Below are 11009 nucleotides of genomic sequence, written 5' to 3'. Positions count from 1 at the left end.
GTTTAGAGGATTACCAAATGTAAAGTACATCGCAAAAAATATGATACATAGCCCGACTGCAGTTAGTGACAAGAACCATTTTTTTCTTTTCATATACATACACTCTCCTACTCTGGATTTGTTTTTATTTTACATGAATAATGATAAAAACGTGAGACTTATAAATAAAAACTTTCTATAGTTACCTAGAAGTAACCTACGCACATGAAAGTGCATCATTGCCTTTTTACATAAACATAGATACACTTTTAATATAATAAACAACTGAGAAGATTAAGGAGTGTTATACTTGGCAGAATTATTACAAGGAAAAAATGCTTTAATTACAGGCGCAGGTAGAGGGATTGGTCGTGCTGTAGCGATCGCATTAGCAAAAGAGGGCGTAAATGTTGGTCTTTTAGCTCGTTCAGAAGAAAATTTAAAAGCAGTTGCGAAAGAAGTGGAAGCAGAAGGTGTAAAAGCTGTTATTGCGACTGCTGACGTATCTTCATATGAAGAGGTAACTACTGCAATTGAAACATTAAAAAACGGTTTAGGATCTATCGATATTTTAATTAATAACGCTGGTATTTCTAAGTTTGGTAAGTTTTTAGAACTAGACGTTGCTGATTGGGAAAAAATCATTCAAGTAAACTTAATGGGTGTATACTATGCAACCCGCGCAGCTTTACCAAGCATGATTGAACAACAATCTGGTGATATTATTAATATTTCATCTACAGCAGGGCAAAAAGGGGCACCTGTAACAAGTGCGTATAGTGCTTCTAAATTTGGTGTTCTTGGTTTAACAGAATCGTTAGCGATGGAAGTTCGTAAACATAACATTCGTGTAACAGCTTTAACACCAAGTACAGTAGCAACTGATATGGCTGTAGATTTAGGGTTAACTGATGGAAACCCTGATAAAGTAATGCAAGCAGAAGATATTGCAGAATTTATCGTAGCACAGCTGAAATTAAATAAACGTACATTTATTAAATCAGCAGGACTTTGGTCTACTAATCCGTAAGGACTAAATTTATCCCGCATTAACGGGCAGTAAAACTCCCACCTCAAAATTCGGCTGGAGCAAAGAAGTTAGGTGGGAGATCAACTGCCCGTAAACGCCCGATTGGTTCAACTAATAATCAGTGGGGGATGAACAAAACCCCCACTGATTAAAGTTTCACTTTATAAACAAAGAAGGGATATCTATTCTGTAATGGAATGGGTGTCCCTTCTGTATTTTTTGTATATGAAACAGAATTTTCTGTATGATAAAATGTGAATGGTAGAAAATCATTAAAAAATTGAAGGAGATGGTATTTACATGAGTATGATTGAGAAATGGACTGCTGTTGATCAATATATGAGTGACGTATTAATACCAAAAGATTCTACATTAGAAGAGGTTCTTCAAGCAAATGCTGGAGCTAATTTGCCGGCACATGATGTATCGCCAACTCAAGGGAAGTTTTTACAACTATTAGTACAAATTCAAGGAGCTCGTAACATTTTAGAAATTGGCACTCTAGGCGGATATAGCACTATATGGCTTGCAAGAGCATTGCCATCTGGAGGGCGAATTGTTACATTAGAAGCAAGTGAAAAGCATGCTGAAATTGCACGGAGCAATATTGAACGTGCCAATTTGAATGATAGAATAGAAATACGAGTAGGATTAGCGTTAGATTCTTTACAGAAAATAGAAAACGAGAAGTATGAACCATTTGATTTTATTTTCATAGATGCTGATAAACAAAATAATCCGGCTTATTTTGAATGGGCAATGAAACTATCACGCCCTGGTACTGTAATTATTGGGGATAACGTAGTACGTGAAGGAGAAGTTATTGACAATACTAGCAGCGATCCTCGTGTACAAGGGATACGCCGATTCTATGAATTAATAGCTGCTGAGCCGCGTGTAAGTGCTACGGCGCTTCAAACTGTCGGAAGTAAAGGGTATGATGGATTTGTAATGGCAGTCGTTAAAGAATGATGTAAGGAGATAAGTGGAATGAAAAAGATGTTTCAAAAATTATAACATGTATCGTGTGTAACAAAGTTAGCCCGAGGACCTCCAACATACATAACAATATAAGTTTATATAAAAAATTGGAGGTTAGGAATAGATGAGAACTGAAAAAGAAATGCTAGACTTAATTATAAATACAGCAAAAGAGGATGAAAGAATTCGAGCTGTCATTATGAATGGGTCACGTGTGAATCCAAATGTGAAAAAAGATTGTTTCCAAGACTATGATATTATTTATGTTGTAAAAGATATACAATCTTTTACGTGTAATCATAGTTGGATTCATAGATTTGGAGAAATAATGATTGTGCAAATGCCGGAAGAAATGTCGTTAGTTCCAGCGGATGAAGACGGGAAATTTCCGTATTTAATGCAGTTTATGGATGGAAACCGGATTGATTTAATGCTAGTTCCAGTGGATTTAATAAATAAATTTATTGGACAGGATAGTTTAAGTAAATTACTACTGGATAAAGACAATTGTATTGGAGAATTTCCGCCAGCAAGTGATAAAGATTACGTTATAAAAAAGCCTACAGAAAAAGAGTTTTTCGATTGCTGTAATGAATTTTGGTGGTGCAGCACAAATGTAGGGAAAGGGTTATGGAGAGAGGAATTTTCTTATGCGAAAGGAATGCTTGAAGGCCCAATGCGAGATATGTTAATCGTAATGATAGAATGGCATATTGGCATGAAAACAAATTTTACAGTGAATACCGGAAAGTTTGGTAAGCATTTCGAGCAATATGTTGAAAAAGATACGTGGGAGCAATTTAGAAAGACATTTTCAAATGCAGAATATGAAAATATATGGCAGTCATTCTTTGTAATGGGAGATCTATTTAGGGAAGTTGCGAACGAAATTGCTAACGCTTATGGATATCAATACCCGCAAGGTGATGATGACAGGGTGACAAGTTATTTAAAACATGTGAAAGTTTTGCCGAAAGATAGTACATCGATTTATTAATTTTATAAAGCAGTAAGACTGTCCTAATTATGGACAGTCTTATTTTTGTATATTGATAAGAATTTCTCTAACAAAGTGCAGATGAATCACATATGAAATTTTAGGGAGGTTTTTATCATGTATTATTTTTATGCGCCAGAAATGTTCGTTCCATTTCAGTTGGGGACAGAACGTAATATTTCGTATGCTTATATGCCATATCATTCATTTTATTATGGAGACTATATAAACGCATTGCCATACGCATTACATGTTCCTCAAAATTATGAAGCCCAAATGAAAGAAGAGGATCGAGGGTCATGGACACCATTTTCATGGGTCGAAAAATATGCGTATGCATTTTCAGGACCATACAATAAAGCAGAAGTAGCTCTTACATTTGATGATGGACCAGATTTAGTATTTACTCCAAAAATTTTAGATAAGTTAAAACAACATAATGTGAAAGCTACATTCTTCTTGCTTGGTGAAAATGCAGAAAAGTTTCCGAATGTAGTAAAGCGTATCGCGAATGAAGGGCATGTAATTGGTAATCATACGTATAGCCATCCGAATTTAGCGAAAGTAAATGAGGCTGAGTACCATAATCAAATTATAAAAACGGAAGAAATATTAAATCGTTTAGCTGGTTATGCACCGAAATTTATTCGTCCACCATATGGTGAAATACTTGAAAATCAATTGAAGTGGGCAACAGAGCAAAATTTTATGATTGTACAGTGGAGTGTTGATACAGTTGATTGGAAAGGGGTAAGTGCTGATACGATTACAAATAATGTGTTAGGGAATTCATTTCCAGGTAGCGTCATACTTCAACATTCGACTCCAGGTGGACATTTGCAAGGGTCTGTAGATTCGCTAGACAAAATCATTCCGCAGTTAAAAACGAAAGGAGCACGTTTTGTAACACTTCCAAGCATGTTCCAGACATCGAAAGAAAGAAAATAAACAAATATGCCACTAATTGGAAAATGTAGGGTTATACCGTATAATGAAAGTGTAAGTTAGGGGGGATATAATTGATGGATGCACTAGTAAACATAGGAATAAGCATATTGATTGGTATTATATTTATACTTGCGGCCCTTATTCTTCAAAAAAATCCACCGACGGATATTAACGCAGCATACGGTTACCGTACGAAACGATCTATGAAAAATAAGGAATTATGGGATGCAGGTAACAGGTATAGTGCAGAAGTGATGAAACAAAATGGATTCATTATGATGTTAATTGGAAGTGTTATTAGTATAGTGTTTAGATATCCACATACAATGATAGCGATTATGGTTATTATGCTGTTGTTAATCATTCGCTTATTTATGAGAGTAGAGAAAAGATTAAAGATACTTGAACAATAATGAGAAATAAAATAGGACTTCCGCACAATATAAGCTGGAAGTCCTATTTTATTTACAAACTATTATTTTTTAGCAATTCTTTTCCTTGTTCTACAACAAATTCATAGTATTCAAGGTCATATGGATAAATATCTTCAAATGTTATCGTTATCGGTTTATTGTTTAAAACAGAAATAGCCGTTAAAGATGAAATATCTTTTTTAAATAGTTGTAGAAATGAAGTTGCATGTACTTTCATCACATCGTCTACTTCTTCACCTGGTGCGAATGGAAGCGGATTGACGACATTGTGAAAATACATATGACAAAACTCGCGATCAGTAAGATTTGAAATTTCATAATCTATTTTAAAGATTCCTTTGTATACTAAATCAGTCGTTTGAAAGGAAAGCCCCAATTCTTCTTCGATTTCACGAAGGCCACCAATTTGTACATCTTCATCATGCATAATATGTCCAGCTGAAGTAATATCCCATATACTCGGAGCTTCTTTTTTATTTTTAGAGCGTAATTGGAAATATAAAAACATATCTTCAGCATCTTTTTCTACAAACCAACAATGAAATGTTTCGTGCCAATCACCGTCACGATGCACTTCATCACGTAATTTCTTCCCAAGTGTATTTCTTTCAGGATCAAATATTTTTAACCACTCTGTCATTTTAATTCCCCTTTCTGCAAATTTTATTATACAATAATTGTATTGAATTTTGGGAAAAAAAAGAAAAAGGAGCGGTTATAAGTGGGGATAGAGAGTAAGGAAATAAAATCGATTATTTCAACAGAGGAAGAATTACGAGAAATATTAGGGCAACCGAGTGAGCGGGCCTTGAAAAAAGTTATTTCATCATTAGACCACCATTGCGTAGATTTTCTATCTAAATCTCCTTTTCTAGTATTATCTACTGCAAATAAATTAGGAGAGTGTGATGCTTCGCCGAGAGGAGACGCACCTGGATATGTATATGTATTAAATAAAAATAAAATTATCATTCCAGAAAGGCCGGGCAATCGTCGTATAGATTCAATTTTAAATATTATTTCAAATCCGCACGTAGGGTTAATCTTTTTTATTCCTGGTCTTGGGGAAACACTCCGAATAAACGGTAAAGCATATATTACAAACGATGAAGAAATTTTGAAAGAGATGCAGGCGAATGGACGTAATCCGTTACTTGGAATTGTTGTTGAAATAGAAGAATGCTATATTCATTGTGCAAAAGCTTTTATTCGTTCAAAAATGTGGGATCCAGAGTCATGGTTAAATAAAACAGAGCTACCTTCAGCAGCGAAAATGTTAATGGAGCATGCGAAAGTGAATGCTTCAGAAGAGGATGTTGCACGTTCTTTAGAAGAAAGTTATACGAAGAGATTGTATTGAACAATTGTAACTACTCAGTCATTCTATGAAAAACCGACAGAAAAGCACTTTTTTAATGGTCGAGAGGGACTGGCTATGTATAGGAGCGGTCAGGGCCTTTTCCTGCCACGCGCAAAGTTTTAAAATAAAGGAAGGTAGCAAGGTGTAGGTCCATTTTTTATCTTCATGGCAGCAATCTATATGCTGAAAAGTGAAAGTAACTTTCTATAGGTAATAAGGGGCGTATTTTCGCTGGAATAATACTCCTTACCAAACTCCTAAATGAAATGTATGGCTGAGTAGGTACAAAAAATTCACTTTATAAATATAGTGTTAAAGCGTAAAACTCTTTTTTTTTTAGAAAGGAATTTTAATATGGATATTGTTGGCTTGTCTGTGATGAATATATGTGACAGAGAATAAGTTTGTTTTAGATAATTTGTTATTGTAAAATATAATAATGTATTTCCTTTAAAATAGTAAATAAAAATAGGCTTGCTTTTTAAAATTTTCATAACTATAATAAGTTAACAAATAGACATGAACGAAAAAGTAACGATAAGGACATGAGATGATTTTTACGGTTTACAGAGAGGGAAGCCAAGGCTGTGAGCTTCCTAACACGAAAAATAATCTTACCACCTTTGAACTTCAATAGTGAACGAGTAATCTAGTAATTATTGACGGTATCAGCCGTTATCTGAACTTGAGCAATCTAGAAGAAAATAAGTCTAGGTTGGAACAAGGGTGGAACCACGAAAACACATTCGTCCCTTTCCTAGGGATGAGTGTGTTTTTTTATTACTTTGAAAGGAGGTGCGGTAATATGAAACGATTAGTACGTACGGAAATAACCACCACCTGCATGGAAAAATGGCAGAGCAAGGTGATTGATAGAGATAAACAATAAAATTTTAGGAGGAGATTAGAAGATGAATAATGTTATTAATGTTGGGGTATTAGGGTTAGGTACTGTCGGAAGTGGTGTTGTCCATATTTTGAAAGAACATTATCAAAAGATTGCTCTTGATACAGGATATGAAGTAAAGGTAAAGACAGTCGTTGTACGTGATTTGGAAAAAGAACGTGATGTTTGCATTGATGGAATCGTAGTAACAAGTAATGTCGATGAAGTTCTAAATGATTCAAATATTGATATTGTAGTAGAGGTCATGGGCGGAATTGAAGAAGCGAAACAACATATTATGAAGGCTTTGCAAAGTAAGAAACATGTCGTAACAGCAAATAAAGATTTAATGGCCGTATACGGTGCGGAGCTTTTGCAATTGGCAAATAAAAATGAATGTGATTTATGTTATGAAGCAAGTGTAGCGGGTGGGATTCCAATATTAAGAGGATTAACAGACGGGCTAGCGTCGGATCAAATTGAAAAAATAATGGGAATTGTAAATGGAACAACAAATTACATGTTAACAAAGATGAGTCAAAATGGATGGTCGTATGAAGAGGCTTTACAGGAGGCACAAAAATTAGGTTTCGCAGAATCCGATCCAACAGCGGATGTAGATGGGCTAGATGCTGCGAGAAAGGTAGCAATTCTTGCTAACTTAGGTTTTTCGATGAATGTTTCTTTAGATGATGTTCAAGTTAGAGGTATTCGAAAGGTTGAAAAAGAAGATTTAGAGATGGCCGAAAAATTAGGATTTACTATGAAATTAATTGGTAAAGCTGAAAAACAAGGATCATCCATTCACTTAAGTGTAGAACCGACTTTATTACCAAGTCATCATCCGCTATCGAATGTGAATAATGAATTCAATGCGGTGTATGTTCACGGTCAAGCAGTAGGAGAAGTGATGTTTTACGGACCTGGAGCTGGGAAGTTACCAACTGGTTCTGCTGTAGTAAGTGACATTATTTCAATCGTTAAAAATATGAATCGAGTTCCGAAAAATAAAAGTGTATTAAAAGAACCGGAGCCGTATGAATTACAAGGAGATGAAGAAGTAGTTTCGAAATACTTTTTGCGTATTTCATTACGAGATGAGCCTGGAATGTTACAAAAAATAACAGAATGTTTCGTTGATTATTCTGTGAGTTTAAAAGAGGTAATTCAATTACCTTTGAATCGTGAGCTTGCAGAAGTCGTTGTTGTGACGCATCGAACTTCAAAATATCAATTCGAACAAGTTTTAGGGGCGATAGAAGATGTCGCAAGTGAAATAAACAGTTACTACATTATTGAGGAGGAAAAACAATATGTATAAAGGACTATTAAAACAGTATGCTTCTTATTTACCAGTGAATGAAAACACACCTGATGTCAGCTTAATGGAAGGAAATACACCCCTTATTCCATTATTAAATATATCAAAACAATTAGGGATTCAGTTATACGGAAAGTATGAAGGAGCGAATCCAACAGGTTCTTTTAAAGATCGTGGTATGGTAATGGCCGTTGCAAAGGCGAAAGAAGAAGGGGCAGAGGCAATCATTTGTGCATCTACAGGTAATACATCGGCATCGGCTGCAGCTTATGCGGCACGCCTCGGGATGAAATGTATTATCGTAATACCAGAAGGGAAAATTGCGCATGGGAAATTAGCGCAAGCAGTTGCTTATGGAGCGGAGATTATTTCAATAGAAGGGAATTTTGATGATGCACTTAGAGCTGTAAGAAATATTGCTGCAGAAGAGCCGATAACATTAGTAAACTCAGTGAATCCTTATCGAATTGAAGGGCAAAAAACAGCGGCATTTGAAATTTGTGACCAGTTGCAAAACGCACCAGATGTTCTAGCTATCCCTGTTGGAAATGCTGGGAATATTACAGCATATTGGAAAGGGTTCTGTGAATACGAGAAAGAAAAAGGCTATAAGAAGCCAAGAATTCACGGTTTTGAAGCGGAAGGGGCAGCTGCAATTGTAAAAGGACATGTAATTGAAGAACCTGAAACAATTGCAACAGCAATACGCATTGGTAACCCAGCGAGTTGGTCATATGCAGTAGAGGCTGCTGAGCAGTCTCGAGGTGAGATAGATATGGTATCAGATGAGGAAATATTACATGCGTATAGATTGCTAGCAAAAACGGAAGGAGTTTTCGCTGAGCCAGGATCAAATGCTTCATTAGCTGGCGTAATGAAACATGTTCAATCTGGAAAAATCAAAAAGGGAGAAACAGTAGTTGCAGTATTAACTGGAAATGGTTTGAAAGATCCTGATATCGCAATTTCTTCTAATAAATTAGATATTGTAAGTGTTTCAAATGATATAGAACAAATTAAAGAACATATAAAAGGGGTGATTATGTCGTGATACCATTGAGAGTACGTGTGCCTGCTAGTACAGCGAATGTTGGACCTGGATTTGATTCTGTTGGAATAGCTTTGTCATTATATTTAGAAGTGAGTGTAAAGGGAGAAGCTGATAAGTGGCAAGTGATACATTCTTTTGACGATTCAATTCCAACAGACGATAAAAATTTAATTGTTAGCACGGCATGTAAAGTATGTCCTTCTTTATCACCCCATATAATAGAAGTTACTAGTAATATTCCGCTGACAAGAGGGCTAGGAAGTAGTGCATCAGCGATTGTAGCAGGAATAGAGCTTGCGAATCAACTTGGAAATTTACATTTAACAACTGATCAAAAGGTCCAAATTGCTACAAATTTTGAAGGACATCCAGATAATGTTGCTGCTTCTATTCTAGGTGGAACTGTAATCGGAGCACTGGATGGAAAGAATGTTTCGGTTGTAAGGATTGAAAGTAAGGAATTAGGCGTAATTTCTCTTATTCCGAATGAAGAGCTAAATACGGATGAAAGTCGATCTGTATTACCAGAGATGTTTCCGTTTCATGAAGCGGTTAAGGCTAGTGCGATAAGTAACGTATTAGTAGCTGCGTTATGTCAAAAGAAGTGGGAAGTTGTAGGTGAAATGATGGAAAGAGATCATTTCCACGAGCCATATCGTTTAGAACTTGTACCGTTATTACCATCAATTCGTAAATGTGCAAAAGAATTCGGAGCATATGGCACAGCGCTTAGTGGTGCGGGACCATCCATTTTTATTTTAACTCCGTATGAGAAGCGTCAAGAAATTGCTGACCAATTAGCAAGAGTATTTGCAGCTATGAAAGTATGTGAGCTTGAAATCGATCATAAAGGGATTACTGTAAATAAGGAAGAACATATTGGATTATAAAGAAAGCTAGCATCGCTAGCTTTCTTTAAGTTATGGGGAATTTATTTTAACTAGGATTTTTTGGGAGTAATAATATTTTAGAAAGAGAATATAAAATGAATATTAATTTTAGAGGTGATTATATGAGTTCAAAAGAGTCACCAGAAGAAAAAAGAGAGCGTATGAGACAAAGTGAATTGAAAAATAATCCTACCGGTTCTTTGAATGATGGACTCAACAGGGCGGAATCAGGTAGCCCTGTTGATATGACAGGTGGTATGAATTGGAAAGGTACAGGGATATTAATTTTAGTGCTAGTTTTAGGATATATTATATACAGTTACTTTTTCAGTTAAGGAAAGCTTGTTAAAATTTTGATTTGTTTGAACTCATAATTAGTAAAAGTGAACTTATTTTTACACTTTGAAGAGGGTCGTCCAAAAAAAATTGGACGGCCCTCTCTTATTATTTGTGTTCGATATAATTTCATGTACTGTTGCAAATTTACCCAATAAGAACATGACTCCATTTCAAAGTTCGGCTTTTGGGGCAGGCCCTATTATTTTTTGCCACATTCCTGTAACAAAGCTCCTGTATATTCAGTGGTGGAGGTGCAGAAGATGAAAAAAATGATAGCAATATGTCTTCTTACTACTATGTCATTTTCGACTTTAGTCGGGTGTGATGTAAAAGGTAATAATGCTTTACAAGAGTCTAAAATAAAGAAAGCGACGTATAAAGATTTTACTTACGATGTAAATCCAGAGACTTTCACGTTAACTGTAGAACATGATGGTGTAAAGGAACAGGCATCGCAACCGTTACCGAAAATGAAGGTGTCGAATTTAAAAAAAGACAAGGATCGCACATCGTGGGAATATCCAGATCAAAAAGTAAAAGTAAACTTAGAAAAGAAAAAAGAGTACTTAAATATTGAAGTGGAATCGACTGGTGCAGAAAGTTTTACATGGCCGAAAGTACAAGCTGAAAATTATATACTTCCGTTATGGGAAGGTAAGCAAATTCCAAGTAATGATGAGAATTGGAAGAAGTTTTTAAAGGATGATGCATATTCATTTGCTGAATCATTTTCTATGAAGTTTTTTGCATTAAATGGTTCTAAATATTCGATCGTATATATTGCGAATAATAT

The 11009-nt window shown here is 35.4% G+C and carries 11 protein-coding genes, 2 pseudogenes and 1 other annotated feature; of the genes and pseudogenes, 11 read left to right on the top strand and 2 right to left on the bottom strand.

Annotated features, from left to right (window positions below):
* A pseudogene (locus tag AB3X48_RS22075) lies at window positions 1-99 on the bottom strand (DUF3139 domain-containing protein); the annotation flags it as partial.
* A gap of 190 nt (window positions 100-289) precedes the next feature.
* Here AB3X48_RS22075 and AB3X48_RS12475 point away from each other — a divergent pair.
* From AB3X48_RS12475 to AB3X48_RS12455, 5 genes are all read left to right on the top strand, one after another.
* Window positions 290-1009, top strand: coding sequence for a 3-ketoacyl-ACP reductase (locus AB3X48_RS12475; RefSeq protein ID WP_000818985.1), 720 nt, complete (start codon window positions 290-292; stop codon window positions 1007-1009).
* A gap of 300 nt (window positions 1010-1309) precedes the next feature.
* Entirely contained in the window at window positions 1310-1981 is a 672-nt protein-coding gene (locus AB3X48_RS12470; protein WP_016104569.1) for an O-methyltransferase, read from the top strand.
* 133 nt (window positions 1982-2114) lie between these two features.
* A complete protein-coding gene (locus AB3X48_RS12465) occupies window positions 2115-2987 on the top strand; it encodes an aminoglycoside 6-adenylyltransferase (RefSeq protein WP_016104570.1) in 873 nt (290 codons plus the stop codon).
* 117 nt (window positions 2988-3104) lie between these two features.
* Window positions 3105-3935: a peptidoglycan-N-acetylglucosamine deacetylase gene (locus AB3X48_RS12460; protein ID WP_002158259.1), complete on the top strand. Its 831-nt coding sequence runs from the start codon at window positions 3105-3107 to the stop codon at window positions 3933-3935.
* Between the two features lie 74 nt (window positions 3936-4009).
* Window positions 4010-4348 carry an SdpI family protein gene (locus tag AB3X48_RS12455; RefSeq protein WP_016104571.1) on the top strand — a complete coding sequence of 113 codons (339 nt, stop codon included), beginning with the start codon at window positions 4010-4012 and terminating at the stop codon, window positions 4346-4348.
* A 52-nt stretch (window positions 4349-4400) separates the two neighbouring features.
* Here the strand turns inward: AB3X48_RS12455 and AB3X48_RS12450 are convergent, their stop codons facing one another.
* Window positions 4401-5009: an NUDIX hydrolase gene (locus tag AB3X48_RS12450; RefSeq protein WP_016104572.1), complete on the bottom strand. Its 609-nt coding sequence runs from the start codon at window positions 5007-5009 to the stop codon at window positions 4401-4403.
* A gap of 81 nt (window positions 5010-5090) precedes the next feature.
* Between AB3X48_RS12450 and AB3X48_RS12445 the strand changes: the two genes are divergently transcribed.
* The 6 genes and pseudogenes from AB3X48_RS12445 to AB3X48_RS12420 all read left to right on the top strand — a co-directional run.
* A complete protein-coding gene (locus tag AB3X48_RS12445) occupies window positions 5091-5729 on the top strand; it encodes a pyridoxamine 5'-phosphate oxidase family protein (RefSeq protein ID WP_016104573.1) in 639 nt (212 codons plus the stop codon).
* Between the two features lie 525 nt (window positions 5730-6254).
* Window positions 6255-6486, top strand: a binding site (T-box leader).
* Between the two features lie 154 nt (window positions 6487-6640).
* Window positions 6641-7936, top strand: coding sequence for a homoserine dehydrogenase (locus AB3X48_RS12440; protein WP_016104574.1), 1296 nt, complete (start codon window positions 6641-6643; stop codon window positions 7934-7936).
* Window positions 7929-8987: a threonine synthase gene (gene thrC, locus AB3X48_RS12435; protein WP_016104575.1), complete on the top strand. Its 1059-nt coding sequence runs from the start codon at window positions 7929-7931 to the stop codon at window positions 8985-8987. The genes AB3X48_RS12440 and thrC overlap by 8 nt, the downstream gene beginning before the upstream one ends.
* Complete coding sequence (gene thrB / locus AB3X48_RS12430; protein WP_016104576.1) at window positions 8984-9877, top strand: homoserine kinase; 894 nt, start codon at window positions 8984-8986, stop codon at window positions 9875-9877. Before thrC ends, thrB begins: the two co-directional genes overlap by 4 nt.
* Before the next feature lie 122 nt (window positions 9878-9999).
* Complete coding sequence (locus AB3X48_RS12425; protein ID WP_016104577.1) at window positions 10000-10212, top strand: DUF6366 family protein; 213 nt, start codon at window positions 10000-10002, stop codon at window positions 10210-10212.
* 264 nt (window positions 10213-10476) lie between these two features.
* Window positions 10477-11009 (top strand): annotated as a pseudogene (locus tag AB3X48_RS12420) (glycoside hydrolase); the annotation flags it as partial.

The organism is Bacillus sp. S4, from assembly GCF_040838205.1.
In the GTDB taxonomy this organism is placed as follows: domain Bacteria; phylum Bacillota; class Bacilli; order Bacillales; family Bacillaceae_G; genus Bacillus_A; species Bacillus_A cereus_U.
The sequence above is the reverse complement of the archived record's forward strand: the minus strand, read 5'-3'. Positions and strand labels throughout refer to the sequence as shown.